This is a genomic window from Acinetobacter oleivorans DR1, assembly GCF_000196795.1.
GTDB lineage: Bacteria > Pseudomonadota > Gammaproteobacteria > Pseudomonadales > Moraxellaceae > Acinetobacter > Acinetobacter oleivorans.
Map to the genome: position 1 here is coordinate 2589217 of NC_014259.1, position 22452 is coordinate 2611668.

Sequence of the window (22452 nt, forward strand, 5' to 3'; positions counted from 1 at the left end):
GATTTAAACGGTAATCCAATGCTACGTAAAAATCCATCTGGCCATCTCCCTGTTATTGATCAATCAGCCTATGTCGATCAAACCGCTATTATTTGCGGCAAAGTCATTGTTCATGCCAATGTGTTTATTGGCCCTTATGCGGTGATTCGTGCAGATGAAACCGACGAAAATGGAGAGATGGAACCTATCATTATTGGTGCAAATTCCAACATTCAAGATGGTGTTGTGATTCACTCCAAAGCTGGTGCATCAGTTGTAATTGGTGAAAATACATCAATTGCTCATCGTTCAATTATTCATGGGCCTTGTGAAATTGGTCATCATGTTTTTGTCGGTTTCAACAGCGTTATATTTAACTCTAAGGTCGGTCATCACAGCGCTATTCGTCATAACGCAGTCGTCGATGGACGTGATTTACCGAACCATTTTTATGTCCCTGCAATGAGCTACATCAACTCTAAAACCGACTTAGACCAATACCCTCCGGTTGATATCTCTATTAGTGAGTTTTCAGAGAGTGTTGTCTCAACAAATATTGAATTGGTCAAAGGCTATAAGGCATTACAAAATGAGTTTTAAACCCTATTCTAAAATCATTATCCGAGATGCCAATTTAGTGAATGAGGGAAAACAGGAATTTGTAGATGTACTTATTCAAGATGGACGAATCGAAAAAATTGCTCCATCAATTTCTCATGTTGTTAATGCTAAAACCATTCATGCGAACGGGAACTGGCTGATTCCAGGAATGATCGATGATCAAGTTCATTTTAGAGATCCAGGCTCACCACATAAAGGCAGTATTGCTTCGGAATCTATGGCAGCAGTCATTGGCGGAATTACCAGTTATATGGATATGCCAAACACCAATCCCCCAACAATATCTTTAGATGCCTTAATGCAAAAAAGACAAATTGCTGCCCAATATAGCATGGCAAATTATGCCTTTCATTTTGGAGTAAGCTCCCAAAATCTAGATATTATTGAGCAGCTTAACCCCAAGCTCATCAGCGGCGTAAAAGTTTTTATGGGAGCCTCTACTGGCAATATGTTAGTTGATGACCCACAAATTCTTGAACGATTGTTTGCTAATGTCCCGACTATTCTTTTAACGCATTGCGAATATCCCCCTCGCATTAAAGAAAGAGAAAATTTACATTTCGGGAAATATGGTGAATATATTCCAGCACATATGCACCCTAAAATTCGGGATAAACAAGCATGCTTTGAGAGTTCACGTTTAGCGGTGTCTTTAGCGGAAAAATATGGGACCCAACTGCATGTTTTACATATAAGTACAGCCAAAGAATTGTGTTTGTTTAAAGATTTACCTTTAAATCTAAAGCATATTTCTGCTGAAGTATGTATTCACCATCTTAGTTTTGATGAATCAGACTATGCTGCGCTTAGCCATTTAATAAAATGTAATCCAGCCATTAAAACTCAACAAGACAAAGATGCACTCATCACTGCGATTGCTCAGTCCAATCGCTTAGATATTATTGGTACAGATCACGCACCGCATACATGGGACGAAAAACAACAATCTTATTTAAAAGCACCCGCTGGCCTGCCTTTGGTTCAACATGCTGTTCCAGCACTCATGGAACTTGTGGCAGATAAAAAAATAAGTATAGAAACAATGGTTAAGAAAACATCACACCAAGTCGCTGATTTATTTAAACTCAAAAACCGTGGATATATCCGTGAAGGTTATTGGGCAGATTTAGTTCTACTTAAAGAAAATAAAGAGGCTATTGCAGTTAAAGATCAAAAAAACTATATGCGATGTAACTGGACGCCATTTCAAAATAAAACCTTCCGTTATGAAGTCGATACAACTATTGTTTCAGGGCAATTGGCTTGGCATCAAAATCAGTTATTTTTAAGCTGTCGAGGCAAGGCATTAGACATAGACAGATAACACTAGCCCACACGCCGCCTAACGCATTCATGTTTTCGTCTTCCACATTTAGTCGACAAAAAACGGGCTTCATCAAAATTTCGATGCAGCCCTTGAACATCCAATAAGCAATAAGGGGCACCTCGCCCCATCTGATTATTTAGCACTCAATTGCATTAACAGCGAGGCCACCTTTTGAAGTTTCTTTATATTTCTCAGACATATCTCTGCCTGTTTCTTTCATGGTCTGAATGACTTTATCGAGCGTCACAAAATGCTCACCTTCATCATGAAGTGCCATTTGCGCAGCATTAATGGCTTTTACGGCTGCAATTGCATTTCGCTCAATGCAAGGCACCTGAACCAAACCACCAATCGGGTCACACGTTAAACCTAAGTTATGTTCAAGGCCAATTTCAGCTGCATGTTCCACTTGTTCAGGTGATGCACCTAAAATCTCGGCTAAACCAGCCGAAGCCATCGCACAAGCTGAGCCTACTTCGCCCTGACATCCCACTTCTGCACCAGAAATAGATGCATTGAGCTTACATAAAATACCGACTGCTGCTGCACTCAAAAAGAAACGAACCACTTTGTCTTCGGAAAAATCTTTAGAAAAAGTCACGTAGTAATATAAGACCGCTGGAATGATTCCAGCTGCACCATTTGTAGGAGCTGTGACTACTCGGCCGCCAGCAGCATTTTCTTCATTTACCGCTAAGGCAAATAAATTGACCCACTCCATGGCATGAAAAGTCGTCACAATCAGGTTTGAATTTTTCTTATGTAATAATTTATCGTGAATTTTTTTAGCCCGACGTTTTACGTTTAATCCGCCCGGTAATATCCCTTCATTATTTAATCCATTGTGAATGCACTGCTGCATCACTTTCCAGATGTCCATAATTTTGGTGCGAATCTCACTTTCACTACGCCAGCTTTTTTCATTCTCAAGCATTAACTCACTGATTGATAAACGATGAGTTTTACATAAGCTTAAAAGTTCAGCCGCACTGTGAAATGGATATGGAACCTTAACATCACTGGTTTCAGATTGGGTTTGTGTTAATTGTTTTTGACTAACAATAAAACCGCCGCCAATCGAGTAATAGGTTTCTTTATATAAAATTTCTTCCGTATCGTTATACGCAATCAATTCCATTGCATTGGGGTGATAAGCCAAAGATTCATCTAAAAAAAGCACATCACGTTTATAGTCAAAAGAAATACTCTTTTGCTGATCGAGCTGGATCGTTTTATTTTCAAGAACATCTTCAATCAAACTTGTACTTACTTGAGTATCGATATGTTCAGGGTCAAAACCCATTAATCCTAAAAGAATAGCCTTATCTGTCGCATGACCAACACCCGTTGCTGCAAGCGAACCGTATAACTTCACCTGAACTCTAAGCGTGTTTTGTAGATCATTTTGATTTAATAAATCATCCACAAAACTGTATGCCGCTCGCATGGGTCCAACTGTATGGGAGCTAGATGGACCGATACCAATTTTAAAAAGATCAAATACACTAATAAACACTGGGTCCTACCTTCAATTCATTATTATTCGTATGTTCGTCGTTATTGTGTCCTTTCGGATAACTCTAAAATTATCATTAAGCCATCCATAAAGCACTGAAAATAAATGGGTCATTGCCTAAAAACAACACAATCAATTTCTAACTCAATATTTTCCAAAAAATGGAATTTTCCATTAATTTAAATGGTAAATTACTCAACAAATATTTAAGAATTGTTCTTTTTAACAAATAAAATAGCGAACCTTTCCCAATTTTTTATAAAAAAAATTTGGTTTTCAAGCTATTTATTTGGAATTTAAATTATTTAAACAAACTTAAAAACAATAACTTACTAAATATTCAGATCACTCTTTGCCATTAAATAGAATAAAAATTCCCCTATTTACCAATAACCATATATCGTATACGATATATGAAAGAACAATAGTTCTGTCGTTAAGGAAAACGTAATGACAAGTCAGTTTAAAAAGCAGTTATCTCTAATGGATCTTACATTCATTGGCTTAGGCGCCATTTTCGGTTCTGGATGGTTATTTTCAGCAAGTCATGTGGCCTCTCAAGCCGGCCCTGCGGGTATATTGTCATGGATTATTGGGGGCTTTGCCGTTTTAATTCTGGGAATTATTTATTGTGAGTTAGGTGCAGCCTTACCACGAGCAGGCGGTATTATCCGTTATCCCGTATTTTCACATGGTCCTTTACAAGGATATTTACTTGGTTCTGTGACCGTCATTGCCTTTTCAAGTTTAATTGCAATTGAAGTCGTTGCTGCTCGTGAATATGCAGCAGCATGGTTCCCTTCACTTACAGAAATACACGATGGCATCCGATCTCCAACTACCATTGGATGGTTGTTTCAGTTTGCACTTTTATGCGTATTTTTTGCTTTGAATTATTACAGCGTAAAAACCTTTGCAATTGCCAACAACCTCATTAGTGCATTGAAGTTTGCGGTTCCAGTTTTAGTGATGGTTGCACTTCTCTATCACTTTAAACCAGCAAATTTTTCAATGACCGAGTTTGCCCCAATGGGTGCTCACGGCGTACAAGGTGCCGTCTCTGCTGGCGGTATTATTTTTGCGTACTTAGGTTTAACGCCGATTATTTCAGTCGCAAGTGAAGTAAAGCGTCCTCAATTTACCATTCCTTTTGCACTCATCTTATCTGTCGTTTTAGCAACGATTATTTATGTCGTGCTTCAAGTTGCTTTCTTAGGTGCTGTACCTACCGATATGTTAGCAAATGGTTGGTCAGGACTCAGTGACAAGTTCCCATTACCTTACCGCGACATTGCCATGTTATTAGGTTTGGGATGGTTAGCGCTTTTAGTTGTTTCAGACGCTATTATCTCTCCGTCTGGCTGCGGCAATATCTATATGGCTGCAACTCCACGTGTCATTTATGCATGGTCGAACAGTAATACGTTCTTCCGTATTTTTACTCGTGTAGATCCAAAATCAGGCATTCCACGTTATGCATTATGGTTAACATTTGCACTTTCTGTATTTTGGACTATGCCGTTTCCATCTTGGGATAAATTAATTTCTGTAGTTTCGGCAGCGTTAGTTTTAAGTTATGCCCTAGCTCCTGTCACAGTGGGTGCCTTACGTCGTAATGCTCCTGAGCTTGAACGTCCATTCTATGTAAAAGGTTTTACCGTTCTTGGCCCACTTGCCTTCGTGATTGCCTCTTTTATTGTCTATTGGTCTGGCTGGAATGTCATTTCATGGTTATTAGGCGCACAAATCGTATTGTTTGCACTCTATGTCATTTTTAAACGCTATGTGCCAACCCAAGAAGTCAGCCTAGCCCAACAATTAAAGTCATCAGCTTGGCTTCTTGTTTACTACATTTTAATGATTATTGTTTCTTACCTTGGCAGCTTTGGTGATGGTGCATCACACCTATTGGCAGCTCCGTTTGACACACTTTTAGTTATGGTGATTTCTCTTGGTTGTTACTACTGGGGAATACATTCAGGTTTACCAAAAGCACTCATTAAAAATGATGATGAAGCTTAGCGATCACTTGCTTAAACACATATAGGTTGGAGTTTTCTTTTGACTAATAACGTATACAAAATACTATATTTTTCGAAAGTAAAACCTAGGCTTCGATAATTCTCCAACGTCAGAAGAACTACTTTTGACGTTCACTCTAAAGTGAGGTTGATAATGTTAAATATTACTGGTCAAAATTTTATTGCAGGTCAACGTTCAAGTTCGGGCAGTAAATTTGTCTTAAGTTATGATGCTGCAACAGATGAAGCATTACCCTATCAATTTGCTCAAGCCACTCCTGAAGAAATTGATCAGGCAGCTCAAGCAGCTGCATTGGCTTATCCAGCTTTTAGACAAACCACACCAGAACAGCGCGCTGTTTTTCTAGAAACAATTGCCAGTGAAATTGATGCGCTTGATGACCAGTTTATTGCCACTGTCTGTCAAGAAACTGCTTTACCTGAAGCTCGCATTCGCGGTGAACGTGGGCGAACTACTGGCCAATTACGTCTGTTTGCTCAAGTATTACGCCGTGGTGATTATTTAGGTGCCCGTATTGATTTGGCTTTACCTGAGCGTCAACCACTTCCACGTCCAGATTTACGTCAATATAAAATCGGTGTTGGGCCAGTGGCGGTATTTGGTGCAAGTAATTTCCCTCTTGCCTTTTCTACTGCTGGTGGCGATACCGCTTCAGCACTTGCAGCTGGATGTCCTGTCATTGTGAAGGCGCATAGCGGCCACATGGCAACCGCCGAATCCATTGCAAATGCGATTTGTAGTGCAATTGAGAAATGCGCTATGCCAAAAGGCATCTTTAGCATGATTTATGGTCAAGGTGTTGGTGAACCCCTGGTAAAACACCCTGCAATTAAAGCAGTTGGATTTACAGGTTCACTCAAAGGGGGCCGTGCTCTCTGCGATTTAGCTGCTGCACGCCCTGAGCCAATTCCTGTTTTTGCCGAAATGTCGAGCATTAACCCAATGGTTTTATTACCCGAAGCTCTAAAAGTGCGTGGTGATAAAATTGCAGCCGAACTTAGTGGTTCAGTGGTTTTAGGTTGCGGTCAGTTCTGTACCAATCCGGGTTTAATTATTGGAATTAAATCAGCTGAATTTAGCCAATTTCTTGAGCAGTTCACGGCTGCAATGGCTCAGCAACCACCACAAACCATGCTTAACAAAGGCACGTTAAGAAGCTATGAACATGGTCTGAAAGCATTACTCGCACACGACAAAATTGAGCATTTAGCAGGTCAACCACAGCAAGGCCATCAAGCTTATCCTCAGCTCTTTAAAGCTGATGTATCTCTTTTACTAGAGCAGGATGAACTACTTCAAGAAGAAGTATTTGGCCCAACGACGATTGTGATTGAAGTTGAATCGGCAGAGCAACTTGCTCTAGCGTTAAATGGACTTCGTGGTCAGCTTACCGCATCATTAATTGCCGAGCTGCAAGATTTTGAGAACTTCTCTACCCTTATTCCATTACTTGAAGAAAAAGCAGGACGTTTACTTCTAAATGGTTACCCAACAGGTGTGGAAGTCTGTGATGCCATGGTACACGGCGGTCCTTACCCTGCAACTTCCGATGCACGTGGTACTTCGGTAGGAACCTTAGCAATCGACCGTTATTTACGACCAGTATGCTATCAAAACTATCCAGATCACTTATTACCACCTGCCCTTCAAAATGCCAATCCGCTTGGTATTGAACGCTTAGTGAATGGTGAAATGAGTAAAGCTGCACTTTAATATTTTTGAAGGAGTTTATCCAAGAGATGAGCTCCTTTTTATTTAGACCCAAATCTCACAACGTAACCGCACATTCTTCGAATAAAAAAGTGCAAAAAATGAATAGCAAGATGCTCAAACAAACTCATGCGTAACATATTTTTAAATAAGGATATTGGTATATGACCACAACATTAAAAAAGGTAGTGGCGGCCTCTATGGTCGGCTCCGTAGCTGAATGGTATGAGTTTTTCCTGTATGGAACTGCTTCCGCCCTCGTCTTTGGTGAACTTTTCTTTCAACAAACGGGTAATGCTATAGATGGTATTTTGGCGGCCTTTGCCCTCTATGCCGTTGGCTTTTTAGCAAGACCGATTGGTGGCCTCGTATTTGGCCATTACGGCGATAAAATTGGTCGTAAGAAATTATTGCAAATTAGCCTGATTATTGTCGGTATCACTACTTTTTTAATGGGCTGTATTCCGACCTTTCATCAAATTGGCTATTGGGCACCTACACTATTGGTTATGCTGCGTTTAATTCAAGGCTTTGCTTTTGGTGGTGAATGGGGTGGCGCAGTTATTTTGGTTTCAGAGCACAGTCCCGATGATCGCAGAGGCTATTGGGCAAGCTGGCCCCAAACTGGTGTACCGCTCGGGAATTTAGTAGCAACACTGGTTTTATTACTACTTTCAAAAAACCTTTCCCCTGAACAATTTCTAGATTGGGGATGGCGCTGTGCATTTTGGTTTTCAGCGGTCGTGGTACTGATTGGTTTATGGATTCGAAAAAATGTAGACGATGCCGAGGTATTTAAAGAAGCACAGGCCAAACAACAGCTTCTTGAAAAACAACAACTCGGGATTATTGAAGTTTTAAAATATCATAAGAAATCTGTTATTGCGGGTATCGGTGCCCGATTCGCAGAAAATATTTTGTACTATATGGTGGTTACTTTTTCGATCAGTTATTTAAAGTTGGTCGTCCATAAAGATACTTCGCAGATATTACTGCTCATGTTCGGCGCTCACCTGATCCATTTCTTTATTATTCCTGTTATGGGGCATTTAAGCGATATATTTGGCCGTAAACCAATTTACCTTATTGGAGCTGTACTCACTGCATTTTGGGGCTTTGTCGGCTTTCCGTTAATGGATACAGGCAATAACTGGCTCATCATGTTAGCGATTGTGCTCGGTCTATTTATTGAATCGATGACCTACTCGCCTTACTCTGCTTTAATGACTGAGTTATTTCCAACTCACATTCGCTATACGGCGCTTTCATTTTGTTATCAAGTCGCACCCATTATGGCAGGTTCACTCGCTCCATTAATTGCCTTGACCTTACTCAAAGAATTTAATAGTTCGGTTCCAATTTCTTTATATTTAGTTGCCGCAAGTCTGATTTCTATAGTCTCGATTTTGCTGGTAAAAGAAACCAAAGGCCGATCATTGGCTTTTAAAGATTAATCTTTAAAATATAAATTAAGAGCTTAATAATGATTTTGGGTTGTTATATACAGCCCAATTTTTTTATCTAAATATTTTTGGTAGAGGCACGATACAAAGTAGGCGACATGCCTGTATGCAACTTAAACTGACGACAAAAAGCACTATGATCGGTATAACCACAGCGCAAACCAATTTGAGTAATCGGTAAGTCAGTCGCAAGCAGTTCAGTGGCGACCTGAAGACGAATTTTGCTAATCATTTGCCGCGGCGTTAAATGGTATATTTTTTTGCAATAGCGTTCTAACTGAGCCACCGACACACCAGCAATTGCGGTCAAGTGTGCCAACGTAATCGTTTCGGCATAATTCTTTTTAATATATTCCTCAACCTGAACCATTTTATAAAAAGCAGGATGTGTATTTTCAGGCACATTTAAATCATTAGAAATACCCGCTATTCCTACTAACTTTCCATCCGCATCAAATAAAGGTTCTTTATAAGTCAAACACCAGCCCGACTGGTTCTTTGCATATAAATGCAGTTCTAATTGCTCTGTTAACTTTTTACCACGGCGAATGACTTGCAAGTCTTGAGATGTATATATTTTTCCAAGAGAGTGAGGAAAGACTTCTTCCGAGGTCTTTCCAAGTAACGCAGTTTTATCTTTTAGACCACAGCGATTTACCAATGTTTGATTAACAAAGACATAGCGTGCTTCAGTATTTTTGATGAAAAATACCACCGAAGATAAAGCATCAAATAATGGTTCAATACTTTCCAGATTTTTTAAGAAATCTTCCAAAGTTGTGGTTAGTTTCGGAATTTGAACCAAAGTCATGAGCTAGAGCGGGCAAAGTAATAACTTGTCTACTCTAGAACATTTCATTTTTGATTTAAAGGAGAAGTAGACATCGCCATGAGGCTTTTTACACGGGTAGGCAGTAATGGCGGTCGAGAGTTAGGTAGCTGCCAATCAAACAGGCAGGCGGCAGCTGTTGCACAAGTGCTTCCCTGACATGCTCCCATTCCACAACGTGTATGTAATTTTGCATCAATCCAACTACTACGCTCGGCAACCTTATCAAAAGTCACATCTTCACATCGACAAAAAATAGTTTCTGGGCGTGCAAGCGTTTTTAATTCAGTACGTAACTTAAAGCTTTTCTCAAGTAGATCTGCAAATAAACGATACCGCTGTCTTTGAGCAAATAATTGACTGGCTTTTTCATTTTGGCCTATAGCTGCATAACCTGCGATGCTACCTTCAACCATCGCCAGCTCACTTCCGCCAAAGCCTGTACACTCACCTGCTGCCCACACCTGTGGCTGTGATGTACGTTGATAGTCATCGACCGCAATCGCATTGTCCTTAATTTGACAACCCATTAACTGCCCTAATTGAGTATTCGGTACTAAACCAAACCCACAAGCGAGTCGATCACACTCAATTTCAACAATTCCTTTCGGCGTTTGTAGTCTTACTCGTTCAAGATGCTCCTGACCAATCGCTTCAATCACATAACTGTCAGGGTGATATAGACGATAAGGTAAAGATAACGCCTGTATTATTTTCGCAGGCCAGCGCCAAAGTTGTAGTGCAAATTTACGAACAGAAGATGAAGCTGCCTGTTCAGCAACATAGAGAACTTGAGCACCTGCTTTTTTTGCTGTGTCCGCACTTGCTAGGAGTAATGGTCCGGAACCAGCAATCACAACACGTTCATTTTTTACAGGTGTACCTGCTTTAATTAAAGCTTGTAAACCACCTGCACCCGTTACTCCAGATAAGGTCCACCCAGGAAAAGGTAAAAATAGTTCTCTTGCACCCGTACACAATATAAGCTGGCGATAAGACAAATTTAGGCTGTCATGAGGTCGCTCAACGAGTAATTGGCCTACAAAAGGTGCAGCGACAATCTTGGCACCAAACATAAATTCAATATTAGGATAAGCCTTGATTTGTTGATATTTCTGCTGCGCCATTTCAGGTACAGGAAAAATCGGTCCAGCACGCCAGATTTGACCGCCCGCCTGTGGGTTATTATCTAATATTAAAATTCGCCCACCACTCTCGGCGGCCGCAATAGCAGCTGATAACCCAGCAGGGCCTGCTCCTACAACTACTACATCGTATTGTTTTTCCATTATTGTGTTTCCACCTTCATGTCTTGCTGGCACAGCGTCTGACAAGCAAGCACTCTGAGTCCATTAATATTGACACGGCATTCCTGACAAACTCCCATTCCACAAAATGGAGTACGTTTTTCACCACAAACAGATAGACGACTGTAAGACTTTGCTTGTGCTAAAGCAGCAGCAACACTGGTGCCCTCAATCACAGAAACTGATTGTCCGTTAATAAAAAGCTGAATCATCTATGCAGCTCCTATAAAACGATGAGGTAAAAAAGGTTCAGGATTTATATCAAAAGTTAACCCACACACATGGGAAGCAATAAGTCTTGCTGTACCTGTCGCAGTGGTTACACCTAGTCCTTCATGACCAACCGCTAAATAAACCGATTGAAATGCAGGATGTCGTCCAATAACAGGAATGCCATCCGGAGTAGCTGCACGAAAACCAGTCCATGCCCGAATAACATTAAGATCAGCCAAAGCTGGAAAATAATCAGCAGCCTCTTTAAGCACCTGAGTAAACACTTCTGGCTCTACAGTCGGATCAACCGTATTGAACTGACGAGATGACCCAATAAATAGCTGACCTGTCGGTCTAGGTTGAATATTACAAGCGACTGAAATTCCACTTGTCGCTTGAGTGCTGGCTGCATAAGCCAAAGCCACTAACGTATGTTTTACATTTAATTCGGGATAACGGTCGGTAATTGCTAAATGACCTTTTTTAGGTTCAATAGGTAACTCTGGAAAAAAATCTGTCGCATGAATGCCGTTTGCTAAAACAATATGTGCTGCTTCGAGCCATGTTCCATCACTTAACTGAACCCGATTTTCTTCAATATGAATAACTTTAGCTTGTTGAACCTGAATCTTTTGCGGGAATTGTTTTAACAACCATTCAGCAGCACAGGGTGCATATAAAATGCCATCATCAAAAACTTCCAACCCACCGTAGAGACCATGCTTTATGTGAGGTTCAAGCTGACGGATTTCCTCTGCATTTCGAAGTTGGCAACGGACACCTTGTGCAGTGAGACGTTGATATTTTTCTTCGGCAATCTGCATTTCTTCTGGGCTACTTGCCAGCCATAAAGTTGGTGTTTGGCGATAGGCACATTCTTCTGAAAGCTCGTGCCCTAATTCATGCCACAACTGAACTGACCAATGGCTAAGCTTTAATTCGGCGTCCAAGTCATCCATAATGACCAAATGCCCCATGCCCGCAGCTGTTGCCCCACCGATACGAGCATCCAAAACTTGCACATTTAACCCTTGCCGAGCCAATTCATAAGCACATGCCGCACCTACAATGCCTGCCCCAATGACGATGGCATCGGTTCTCATAGCTGAATACCCCAAGCAAATGGGTCATTTTCATCCATAAATAAAGTTGCTTCGGCACTCATGTAAGCTTCACCACGAATGGTTGGAATAACATATTCCCCAGCTTGCTCATAAGAGGCAATAAACTGGCTACCGATAATACTGGCTTGTTTCCATAACTTTCCTGGCTCAAGTTTGCCATCCGCAGCTAAGCAAGCAATTTTTGCACTGGTTCCAGTTCCACATGGTGAACGGTCATAGGCCTTGCCTGGGCAAAGTACGAAATTTTTACTGTCCGCTTCGGCGTCACTTGCAAATAATTCAATATGATCAATTTCTTGTCCATCTTTACCAGTTATTCCTTGTGCCGTAAGCGCTTGTCTGACTGTCCACGCATAGTCAGTCAGTTGATCTAAATTATCACTTGCAACATGTTGACCATGGTCATTAATCAAGAAGAACCAGTTTCCGCCCCATGCAATATCACCAGTAACTTTTCCATACTTTTCAACATCAACTTCGACCGCTTTTTTATAACGATATGCTGGTACATTTCTCACGCTAACTGAATGATCTTCATGCAATGTCGCCTCAACATCACCTACTGGCGTTTCAATTAAATGCGTACCTACTTGTATTTTTCCCAAATGTGCTAACGAAGCCACTAAACCAATCGTGCCATGACCACACATGCCTAGGTAGCCCGTGTTATTAAAGAAGATAACGCCCGCGCTCGCTTTGGGATTCAGCGGCTTACACAATAACGCTCCAACCAGAACATCATTACCGCGCGGCTCTAACATAGTTGCTCTACGGAAATGGTCATATTGTTCTGATAATATTTTTCGGCGACTTTCCATGTCTCCTGTACCTAAATCAGGAAAACCTTCAAGTACTAATCGTGTTGGTTCGCCACCAGTATGAGAGTCCAAAATTTTTACTGTTTTCATAGAAGTATCCTTACATTTTTTTCTAGGATGACTGATCTCAAAACAGCAAGCTTGATCGTTTTCTTATGAATCGATGACGAAATCAGCATAGTGAAAACTTGCTTCACCTAAACTAAAGACAAAAAAATTAGGCCAGTGGCCTAATTCAAATAACACTGAAATGATTAAGAATGGAGCGCTTATTTTTTCACATTTTTATGGTGAGGTAGATGTTCATAAAGTGATTGGCAAACACCATTAATATGCTCTTCAATTAATTTAACCGCTAAATCAACATCTTTGGCTTTGCAGGCTTTCACGATTTCTTTATGTTCATCATTTGCACGTGATTTGCCTTCTGAAACATTCATCTGCAATCTTAGATAGCGCTCAATTTTATCGTAAATAGAACGAATTAATCCAAGCATGTAAGGCCGTTGTGCTGGTTCATAAAGGCATGCATGTAATTGCCAATTGAGTGTGGTCCAGCTTCCAATATCCATGTTATCGATAAAGGCATTACAAATTTCATCTGCCTTTTTATAAGTTTCCTCCGTCATATTCGGCACGGCGAGCTGAATCAGCTTCGTTTCCAACATCACTCGGACTTCAAAAATCTGTGCCAACTCTTCTTCAGAGATGCGGGTCACAATTGCGCCACGATTTTTTATAAACTCAACTAAGCCTTCAGCTTCAAGTTGCTTTAAGGCTTCACGTACGGGAATTTTGCTGACATTAAAAAGTTTGGCAATTTCATCCTGACGAATCGGTTCGCCTTCAGCAATATGTCCTGCAATAATTGCTTCTCTAATATATTTGACAATAACTTCAGATACCGAAGGCATTGCACCAAGATTTGATACATTAAAAGATGGTAGCGTCACGAATATTCTCTTAACCTCAAAATATGACACAAATAAAAGGATGATAATTTTTATTCATCCGCCATAATGAAATCATTGCTTTTCAAGCATTATTTTCGGCACGGCTTACCTTTAATTCAATACTGCTAAAACTCATTTTCTCTATTTATTGGAGCTAATAATTTTTAACTGCATTAATAGCTAAAGTATACTTTATACCATTTAATTCACAAAACTATTATTAGACTATGCTGAAATCGTCATCATTTTATTGTATCTAACCAAGCAAATCATAATAAATAGCAGCATACTACCCTGTTCTCTTGATGGGTAACTGTCAAAAAGATTCCTATCCGTTTAGCTAAGTTATTGCCTGCAAGATAAATTTTTTATCTTGTAAAAATCATGCTGCATAAAACTTTTAAAGTTTGAGTCACTTCATATGAGTACGCCAACAGAAGCAAAATTTTCTCTGAATTATTATACGGGTTTCTTATCTGTACTATTTGCTGCTTTTCTATGGGGTACAGCAGGTACAGCGGCATCTTTTGCAAAAGGCATTAGTCCACTTGTAATTGCTACCATTTCTGTGGGCTTCGGTGGATTAATTCATACATTTTTAAGCTTAAAAGCCATTAAAAAAAATTACCAAAAACTATTTAACTATAAATCCCAAGTTTTTATTGCGGTCATTGTTTCAATTCTTTGTCCATTTGCATTTTATTCATCTGTCTCTTTGGCTGGTGTTTCTATTGGCACAGTAATTTCTATTGGTTGTGCGCCTTTGTTTTCAGTGCTTTTAGAATGGATTTTAGATAAACGAAAACTTTCTTTAAAATGGCTCATCAGTTTTATTCTCGGTTTTTTAGGAATTATTTTACTCTCTTATGCCGGTGATCATGCGCAGCATCAAATCGTACAATCTGATCGTATTTTAGGGGTATTTTTTGGCTTACTCTCTAGCCTGAGCTATGCAACATATTCTTGGATAATGAGAAACCTAATTCGCCAAGATGTCGACTCAAGAGCTGCCATGGGAGTGATTTTTGGTATCTCTGCAGTGCTGTTACTACCTACATTATTCATTACGGCACAAAACCTTTTTGTTTACCCAACTAACATTTGGGTTGCGATTTATATTCCGATTGTTCCTATGTTTTTAGGCTATTTATTTTTTAGCTTTGGTCTTAAACGAATTCCCGCAAGTCAAGCTATGACACTAGCTTTGGTGGAAATTCCAGTTGCAGCATTATTAGCAGTTGTTGTAGTGGGTGAAAGTTTAACAATGCATAGTTATTTAGGTTTAATTCTCATTTTCCTATGCGTTATTGTTCTGACCAAAAAGTAATCCATAGAAATAAAAAAAGAGGCTGAATTGTTAGCCTCTTTTTTATGAATACTTACTTAGATTTCAGCTGACCAGTTACGGTACCACGTACGGAATAACTCATACTGAGTTTCAACATATTTACGTTGCGATTCGCTCAATGCATCAGTCTCATTAAAGTGTAAGGTATATTCTTTATCACCGTTAAGTACCATTAAGTATTTATAGTAAAGAACAAGATCCGTTCCTTCGTCAAAAGAAGATAAAACTTCTAATGCACTTGATAACTCTTGTGCTAAGCGACGGGCTTTTGCATCACCTGCTGCAGCTTTCTTACTAAGGTCAACCAACAGTAAAACTTCTTTAGGTAAAGCATTACCAATCCCTGTAATCGCACCGGTTGCATTACAATTGACGAAGCCATGGAAAACTTGAGTGTCTACACCAGCCATTAAGGTAACTGAATCATCTTGTGAAGTAATGAACTCAGCTGCGTAACGCATATCGGCAGCGCCACCAAACTCTTTAAAACCAATTAAGTTTGGAAACTCACGGCGTAATTCAAAAAATAAATCTGCACGAGTTGCAAATCCATAATATGGGCTATTGTAAATCACCGAAGGTAAGCTTGGAGCTGCTTTTAAAATGGCAGAAAAGTGAGCTTTTTGTGCAGCTGGTGATGCGCCGCGTGATAGTACACGTGGAATAACCATAAGCCCTTGTGCACCTACCTTTTCTGCATGAGCTGCATGAGAAACTGCTTCTTTTGAATTAACTGCACCAGTACCAACAATTGTTGGAATGCCAGCAGCAACAAGTCGTGCTACACCTTCTTGGCGTTGAGCTTCTGTCAATAAAGGCCAATCACCCATAGAACCACAATACACTACCGCACTCATGCCAGCTTCAATCAGCTCATGCCCTTTTTTCACAAGCGCGTCAAAATCTGGCTCACGGTTAGGAGTACATGGGGTCATTAGCGCCGGGATACATCCTGTGAAGATATTACTCATAATTATTCCTCAGTAATACAAATAAAACTCTGGGTAGTCGTACTTTCGAGTTAATCCATCTCAAAAGTTATGGAATGGGATTAATAGCTGCTTAATCATTCTTCATATATCGTATACGATATACAACAAAAAGAATAGTCTTCCTTTCCAAATTCTTTACCGACGGAAAAATTCATATAAAACAAATATTAATTTTAATAATCGAATTAAAAAGCAAAATTTGACTCATATTTTTTTTAAAAATTGGATGTAAAAATTTATGGAATTTAAAAATTAGTGCTCAGAATAGAAATTAAATCCGAGTTTATAGGCGCTTAAAAAACAACCGTAGAACATTAGCCATTAGTCGCACCTCCCTATTTTTATTCATTTTTGCTGGTAAAGTGCTTTCCATGGTTTGATACAACCTACTTAACTCAGATGCATAATTCACCTGTTCTTGCATCTGATGTTTTTCTGCCTCTAGTCCGCTAGGGGCTTTTTTTATTATTGATTTAAATACTGATATATTAAATTTCTAGACATAATGAAAGACAAGAAAAATGAATCGAATTTTCAAATTAAGTATTTTAAGTTTTCCGGTTTTATTGTTAAGTGGTTGTATTGGCTGTTATAACCCGACAGGCTGTAACCGTGATACTTCGCCTTATTTCTATACAACACAAATCAGTCAAGTCAAAGGCGTAACGGTTCCTGTTGGAACAAAACTAGTTTATAAATCTCAAAAGTCCAAACAGAAAAATGAGCAAACTGCGCCCCTTAAAGAAGAACATATAACAGGAATAAAGCTACCAAAAGATAGCGCTATGCTTTGGGGAGGAATGCCCACCAATCATCTCCTTCAATTTGCTAACTCCGAAATGCAGGGATTTACAGCCTACCGAGCACAAGAAGCTCCCGCTGTATATTCCAATCAATTTTTAAAACTCTGGAAAGAATGTGATAGTGATTTAGATATCTCGATCAAAAATAAAAATGACTGGAGCTTTAATCCCGCAAATATGAAAATTATTGGATGTGGAATTAACTATCAAGAAAGAGCTTCATACAACACCAACAATCCAAGCCAAGATAAAGTTGATATTTTTCTCATTAAAATTAATCAGGCTTTGCAACAACTGACTAAACAAAAAGAGTATCCAGTCATTCGTTATTCCCAAAATTAAAGTCATAAAAAAGCCTGCATTTCAACAGGCTTTTGTACTTCAAGATTTGGTTTAACAAACTTTAATTAAAACAAATCAACCACAAGTTGCCTGAGTAATTTTCTTAGAAGCAGGATCAATAGTAACTGTAACTCGGTTTGTGCGGTAATCCATTGTCATTGGTTGACCTGGAGCTACTGTGCGCACAATTTCTGATTTAGTTTTTTGTTTAATTTGATCATCAGTCAGGCCTGATTGCCCCACTAATTTTTGAGCTTCTTCTGCTACACAGTTCGCTTGATTATCACGGAATAATTTCCATTCTTCAACGACTTGGCCATTTGGTAAATGACAATACCCAACCTGACCATTTGCTTCATTTCTAATTTCTAATTTCCCACCTTGTTCAACACAATATTGACTAGCTGGGTTTGGTGAACCAATTTTTGGTGGAGTTGAATCTTTATGTTGTACAGACGAACAAGCCGTTAACGAAACAAGCGCTAAGCCAAGAAAGATAGTTTTTTTCATAATTTTTTGCTTCTTACTAAAAAAACTAAAGATATCAAAAAAATTCATGTTTCATATGACTTGTTTACAATAAAAAACTCACTTGAATGTTCTAGCAAAATAAATTTAATTTATTGGAAATTAAGATATTCCCAATTAAAAGCCATTTTTTGAACTATTCTATTCAGGTCTTTCTAAAATTCGGGCCCCTGATCCGTCTTGTCCTAAAATATCTTCAGGATTTCTTAATGGACATTGCTCTAACGATAAACAACCGCAGCCAATGCACCAGTCCATTTCATCTCTTAATCGAGTTAATTTTTGAATTCGATCATCCAAATTTTCTCGCCAATGACTCGATAAATCCTTCCATTGCTTAGCTGTTAATTTGCTACCAATCGGATACTGACTCAAAGCTTCTTTAATCTCATTTAAAGGAATACCTACCCTTTGAGCAACTTTAATAATCGCAATATATCTTAAAATAATTAAGGGATAGCGACGTTGATTACCATTAGTTCTTATACTTTTTATAAGTCCTTTCGCTTCATAAAAATGAAGGGTTGAAACAGGAACCCCGCTCCTTTTTGCAACTTCACCCACAGTCAAAACGCGACTAGGGTCAGCTTTTTTATTTTCACTCATCACAATTGACCTCAACTTTACTTGAGGTTTATAAGAGTACGTCTTTGTTTTGTCAAATAAATAACAGGGATTTTGCTATATGTTATGAGCCGCTTTTATCAAGTTATAGGTCTTATCTGTAAAAGCAAAAGACAAAAATGGATTGATGATTAATCCAGTTCTATTTATAAAATAACTTGCTATCAGTTAAATTTAAGAAATTAGTTTTGTAGAGTACAGGGACATCCACAAATCCAAAACATGTTGTAAACGAAAGGCATTGGGGCGCCTAATGGATAGACTTTAATTTGCTCGATCTTATAAGTTTTTTTACGTGATTCAATGTGAAGTATATTATCGTGACGTGCAATCACAATTCCCTTTTTATATAATTTTTTCCTTTCATTCTTTGCATCAAATTTATATACCAAAAAGTAAACTTTTTCTCCTACGCTAATCTTTGAATGATTAACCATAATGTAACCGTTACAATACTTACATTGCCAATCTTTCATATCTCAAATTATCACACGCTTAAATTAAAAAAACACACTGAATTTTATAGTATAAATTTATTAAAGATATAAATCTAAAGAAATACTTTAATTGAAAAAATAAGGTTTATTTGTGACACATATCACAATAAAAACTTAAAATTATATTTAGATACATCAATCACTTATCAAAAAATATTTAAGTTTTATTATTTTAAAATATATAAAACCCATCCATAATTTATTTAAACATATAGTATATTTAACAATAACCTTAAGGCTAATTATAAAGACGACTTCAATATTTGGTATAATATTTATTTGATTATATTTAGTTTAGTATTAAAAATATTAATAGATAAAATTAAATTAATTTCACAGTAAAATTGAAAATAATTCATTTCACATTATATAAAAAATAAATATATAATGAATTGCATTACAATTTAATTTTTTTATTATGTCAACTCAACGTTTAAAATTAGAACTCCCATCTGGACATGATCAATTATTACTTCACTCCTGTTGTGCTCCTTGTTCAGGAGAAGTTATGGAAGCATTGATCGAATCAGAAATTAAATTTTCAATATTTTTTTATAATCCTAATATTCATCCAGTAAAAGAATATCTCATCCGTAAAGAAGAAAATATTCGTTTTGCCGAAAAGCATAATATTCCATTTATTGATGCAGACTATGACACTGACAATTGGTTTACTCGAGCAAAAGGTATGGAAGATGAACCCGAACGTGGTATTCGTTGCACTATGTGCTTCGATATGCGATTTGAACGAACTGCCCTTTACGCACATGAACACGGCTTTAGTCTCATCAGTAGTTCGCTAGGAATTTCTCGCTGGAAAAATATGGCGCAAATCAATGACTGCGGAATTCGTGCTGCTGCGCACTATCCTGAAATTCAGTACTGGGATTACAACTGGCGTAAAAACGGTGGCTCAAGCCGTATGATTGAAATCAGTAAACGAGAAGAGTTTTATCAACAAGAATATTGTGGCTGTGTATATTCTTTAAGAGATACTAATCGCTGGCGTATGGGTAATGGGCGTGATCGTATTAAACTGGGTGTTAAGTTTTATAGTAATGCCATGGAAGAAGATTAATTTTTATTTCTCTTTAAGAGTTAATTAAGCTATTCGGAACTATATTTATTTTTGATAAAAAAACGGCCACATCTGGAGAATGTGGCCAAAAGGTGTACTAAATAAGCTTTGATGTAGTTAGATTAATTGTGCTAGCTTAAAATAATATTAATTAAAATTAACTTTTAAAAATTTTAATAATATCTCTATTTTCATATAACCAATTGATCATCATAGAAATTCGTATTTAAGCATTTAAAGAATGATTAAATTTATCTAAATAACAAAACTTAGGCTATTACTTTTCTTGTAAATATTGTTCAATTTTTTGAATGTTTTCAATAATTTCATTAGGTGTGTGGGCCGCATAGCCAAAAAGTACCGCGCCCTTTTTGTTTGGCATCTGACAATATCTTGATAATGGCTGAACAGCCAAGTTTAGAGCTGAACACTGATCAATAAATTCTTGCTCTGTCCACTTACCTTTTAACCAACACACTGCATGGATACCTGAATCTGTGGGTTGAACACTAAGCACATCTGAAAGATGCTCATCAATAGCTTTAATCAATGCTTGTTGGCGCTCATAGCAAGCTTTTCGAACTTTGCGTACATGCCGAGCATAGTGGCCTTTTTGTATAAATTGAGACAAAGCCACTTGCTCTAAATAAGAACTTCGAACATCGGTATAGTATTTGGCTGCACTAAACGTTTCGATCAATGCTTCAGGCACAACCATGAATCCTAACCGAAACTCTGGAAACATCATTTTGGTAAAAGTACCAGAGTAAATGACTCTTTGCTGCTGATCTAAACCTTGTAGAGCTTGAATAGGATGTGTGCCGTAGCGAAATTCACTATTATAGTCATCTTCAAAAATCCACTTCCCTTGTTGAGATGCCCAATCAAGTAACGAAAAACGGCGTGTGAGACTTAAGGTCCCACCTACAGGAAACTGATGTGAAGGCGCTGTATAGACCAGTTTGCTTTTTGAATAACGATGAATAATGTCAGAGACTTGCATTCCCTCTTCATCACTTTCAATTAAATTTACCTGCGCACCAAAACTTCGGAAAATATTAAAAGCTGCGTCATAACCTGGTTCATCTAAACACACCTCATCATTTGTTTGAAGTAAAGCATAGGCTGTTAAATGAATAGCTTGCTGTGTCCCATTTACGATAATAATTTGCTCTTCGTTGCAGTTCAGCCCTCGGGTGGAGCGAACATATTCACAAATTGCCTGACGTAGAGGCAGATAGCCACGCGGGTCGTGAAATTGACCAAGCTGATAATACGACTGCCGCCAAGCTTGATTTAATAACTTTCCCCAAAGTTGATGAGGAAATAAATCAACACAACCTACACCTACATGGAACATTTTTTTCTTTTGACTTGCCCATGACTGCTCTCGCCATGAATCCAATAAAGCTTCAATATTCGGATTAATATTTAAGGATTGATGATTATTTTTAGACGTTTTTTCTGAATTTTCTTGGACATGTATTAAATGATCTGGCACAACCTCAGCAACATAGGTACCCGAACTTGGTTTGGTAAATAAATATCCCTCATCAAGTAATCGTTCAAGAGCTGCCAATACAGAATTTCTTGAAATTGACATCACCTCTGCTAGGGCACGACTTGAGGGTAATTTTGTTCCAGCAGATAGTCTTCCATCTAAAATAGCATCACGCAAAGCCGAATATAGCCCATCTTTAATCTGACCTTTTGGCAAAATCAAATGTGGGAAAGATGCCGAAATCGAAGCTGCCATAACAAACTGGTACTGTAAAAAATATCAAAAGTGTACCTTATAAAAACACCACTATCAAAACTACACTCTAGTTGTCCATTTTCCATTACTTTAAAATAGAGTGTAATTATTATGCAAAATCAAGATATTCAAATCGTGCCTGTTCAACAGCAGGACTATTCACAATGGGAAAAATATTGGCTTGCTTATCAAAATTTTTATCAGGTAAATTTACCTCTTCATGTCACAAAAGTGACTTGGGAACGCTTTTTCAATGAAAATGAACCCGTTTATTGTGCTGTTGCCAAACAAGGTGAGCAAGTTTTGGGAATTGTGCATTATGTTATTCATCGTTCAACATGGGCAGAAGATAATTATTGTTATTTAGAAGACCTCTATGTTTCACCCGAAGTTCGTGGACAACACATTGGTAAGCAACTTATTGAATATGTGCAGAAGCAAGCAATTGAACACAACTGTGACCGTTTATATTGGCATACTCAAGAAACCAATCTAACAGCACAAAAGCTTTATGACTGGATTGCACAAAAACCAGGGATTATTGAATATCGTATGCCTTTGAACTAAAGAAGTAAAAACAC

21 protein-coding genes are annotated in these 22452 nt (G+C 38.3%); 9 read left to right on the forward strand and 12 right to left on the reverse strand.

Annotated features, from left to right (window positions below; translation table 11 throughout):
* Positions 1-18: 18 nt before the first annotated feature.
* Both AOLE_RS12080 and AOLE_RS12085 read left to right on the forward strand, forming a co-directional pair.
* Entirely contained in the window at positions 19-579 is a 561-nt protein-coding gene (locus tag AOLE_RS12080) for a gamma carbonic anhydrase family protein (RefSeq protein ID WP_013198261.1), read from the forward strand.
* Complete coding sequence (locus AOLE_RS12085; RefSeq protein WP_013198262.1) at positions 569-1924, forward strand: dihydroorotase; 1356 nt, start codon at positions 569-571, stop codon at positions 1922-1924. The genes AOLE_RS12080 and AOLE_RS12085 overlap by 11 nt, the downstream gene beginning before the upstream one ends.
* A 139-nt stretch (positions 1925-2063) precedes the next feature.
* Here AOLE_RS12085 and AOLE_RS12090 read toward each other — a convergent pair whose 3' ends face one another.
* Positions 2064-3443, reverse strand: a complete 1380-nt coding sequence (locus AOLE_RS12090; protein ID WP_013198263.1) for an L-serine ammonia-lyase — start codon at positions 3441-3443, stop codon at positions 2064-2066.
* A 450-nt stretch (positions 3444-3893) separates the two neighbouring features.
* On the opposite strand from AOLE_RS12090, the gene AOLE_RS12095 reads away from it, so the two are divergent.
* The 3 genes from AOLE_RS12095 to abaF all read left to right on the forward strand — a co-directional run bounded on the left by AOLE_RS12095 (position 3894) and on the right by abaF (position 8650).
* A complete protein-coding gene (locus tag AOLE_RS12095) occupies positions 3894-5465 on the forward strand; it encodes an APC family permease (RefSeq protein ID WP_013198264.1) in 1572 nt (523 codons plus the stop codon).
* Positions 5466-5618: 153 nt separating this feature from the next.
* Positions 5619-7199 carry an aldehyde dehydrogenase (NADP(+)) gene (locus tag AOLE_RS12100; protein WP_013198265.1) on the forward strand — a complete coding sequence of 527 codons (1581 nt, stop codon included), beginning with the start codon at positions 5619-5621 and terminating at the stop codon, positions 7197-7199.
* A gap of 161 nt (positions 7200-7360) precedes the next feature.
* Positions 7361-8650, forward strand: coding sequence for a fosfomycin efflux MFS transporter AbaF (abaF, locus tag AOLE_RS12105; protein ID WP_005304099.1), 1290 nt, complete (start codon positions 7361-7363; stop codon positions 8648-8650).
* Between the two features lie 67 nt (positions 8651-8717).
* Here abaF and AOLE_RS12110 read toward each other — a convergent pair whose 3' ends face one another.
* The 6 genes from AOLE_RS12110 to AOLE_RS12135 all read right to left on the reverse strand — a co-directional run bounded on the left by AOLE_RS12110 (position 8718) and on the right by AOLE_RS12135 (position 13903).
* Positions 8718-9470 carry an AraC family transcriptional regulator gene (locus AOLE_RS12110; protein WP_005304095.1) on the reverse strand — a complete coding sequence of 251 codons (753 nt, stop codon included), beginning with the start codon at positions 9468-9470 and terminating at the stop codon, positions 8718-8720.
* 44 nt (positions 9471-9514) lie between these two features.
* Positions 9515-10777 (reverse strand): FAD-dependent oxidoreductase, encoded by a 1263-nt coding sequence (locus AOLE_RS12115; RefSeq protein ID WP_013198266.1) that lies wholly within the window; start codon positions 10775-10777, stop codon positions 9515-9517.
* On the reverse strand, positions 10777-11007 hold the full coding sequence (locus tag AOLE_RS12120; protein WP_000615330.1) for a (2Fe-2S)-binding protein: 231 nt from the start codon (positions 11005-11007) through the stop codon (positions 10777-10779). The genes AOLE_RS12115 and AOLE_RS12120 overlap by 1 nt, the downstream gene beginning before the upstream one ends.
* Positions 11008-12111 (reverse strand): NAD(P)/FAD-dependent oxidoreductase, encoded by a 1104-nt coding sequence (locus AOLE_RS12125; RefSeq protein WP_013198267.1) that lies wholly within the window; start codon positions 12109-12111, stop codon positions 11008-11010.
* A complete protein-coding gene (locus tag AOLE_RS12130) occupies positions 12108-13040 on the reverse strand; it encodes a 4-hydroxyproline epimerase (protein ID WP_013198268.1) in 933 nt (310 codons plus the stop codon). Before AOLE_RS12130 ends, AOLE_RS12125 begins: the two co-directional genes overlap by 4 nt.
* Before the next feature lie 179 nt (positions 13041-13219).
* On the reverse strand, positions 13220-13903 hold the full coding sequence (locus AOLE_RS12135; protein WP_000174668.1) for a GntR family transcriptional regulator: 684 nt from the start codon (positions 13901-13903) through the stop codon (positions 13220-13222).
* A 421-nt stretch (positions 13904-14324) separates the two neighbouring features.
* On the opposite strand from AOLE_RS12135, the gene AOLE_RS12140 reads away from it, so the two are divergent.
* Positions 14325-15230: a DMT family transporter gene (locus tag AOLE_RS12140; protein WP_013198269.1), complete on the forward strand. Its 906-nt coding sequence runs from the start codon at positions 14325-14327 to the stop codon at positions 15228-15230.
* A gap of 56 nt (positions 15231-15286) precedes the next feature.
* Here the strand turns inward: AOLE_RS12140 and AOLE_RS12145 are convergent, their stop codons facing one another.
* On the reverse strand, positions 15287-16222 hold the full coding sequence (locus AOLE_RS12145; protein ID WP_013198270.1) for a dihydrodipicolinate synthase family protein: 936 nt from the start codon (positions 16220-16222) through the stop codon (positions 15287-15289).
* A gap of 542 nt (positions 16223-16764) precedes the next feature.
* Here AOLE_RS12145 and AOLE_RS12150 point away from each other — a divergent pair.
* The gene (locus AOLE_RS12150) at positions 16765-17388 is read left to right on the forward strand and encodes a hypothetical protein (protein WP_013198271.1); all 624 of its coding nucleotides are present in this window, start codon (positions 16765-16767) and stop codon (positions 17386-17388) included.
* A 75-nt stretch (positions 17389-17463) separates the two neighbouring features.
* Here AOLE_RS12150 and AOLE_RS12155 read toward each other — a convergent pair whose 3' ends face one another.
* From AOLE_RS12155 to AOLE_RS12165, 3 genes are all read right to left on the reverse strand, one after another.
* On the reverse strand, positions 17464-17898 hold the full coding sequence (locus AOLE_RS12155) for an I78 family peptidase inhibitor (RefSeq protein WP_013198272.1): 435 nt from the start codon (positions 17896-17898) through the stop codon (positions 17464-17466).
* Positions 17899-18057: 159 nt separating this feature from the next.
* Positions 18058-18525, reverse strand: a complete 468-nt coding sequence (gene soxR, locus AOLE_RS12160) for a redox-sensitive transcriptional activator SoxR (RefSeq protein WP_081399172.1) — start codon at positions 18523-18525, stop codon at positions 18058-18060.
* A gap of 197 nt (positions 18526-18722) precedes the next feature.
* Positions 18723-19016: a hypothetical protein gene (locus AOLE_RS12165; RefSeq protein ID WP_013198273.1), complete on the reverse strand. Its 294-nt coding sequence runs from the start codon at positions 19014-19016 to the stop codon at positions 18723-18725.
* Positions 19017-19455: 439 nt separating this feature from the next.
* Between AOLE_RS12165 and AOLE_RS12170 the strand changes: the two genes are divergently transcribed.
* Positions 19456-20115, forward strand: coding sequence for an epoxyqueuosine reductase QueH (locus tag AOLE_RS12170; protein ID WP_081399173.1), 660 nt, complete (start codon positions 19456-19458; stop codon positions 20113-20115).
* A gap of 277 nt (positions 20116-20392) precedes the next feature.
* Here the strand turns inward: AOLE_RS12170 and pdxR are convergent, their stop codons facing one another.
* Positions 20393-21871 (reverse strand): MocR-like pyridoxine biosynthesis transcription factor PdxR, encoded by a 1479-nt coding sequence (pdxR, locus tag AOLE_RS12175; protein ID WP_013198275.1) that lies wholly within the window; start codon positions 21869-21871, stop codon positions 20393-20395.
* Between the two features lie 111 nt (positions 21872-21982).
* Between pdxR and AOLE_RS12180 the strand changes: the two genes are divergently transcribed.
* Complete coding sequence (locus tag AOLE_RS12180; RefSeq protein WP_013198276.1) at positions 21983-22438, forward strand: GNAT family N-acetyltransferase; 456 nt, start codon at positions 21983-21985, stop codon at positions 22436-22438.
* Positions 22439-22452 lie beyond the last annotated feature (14 nt).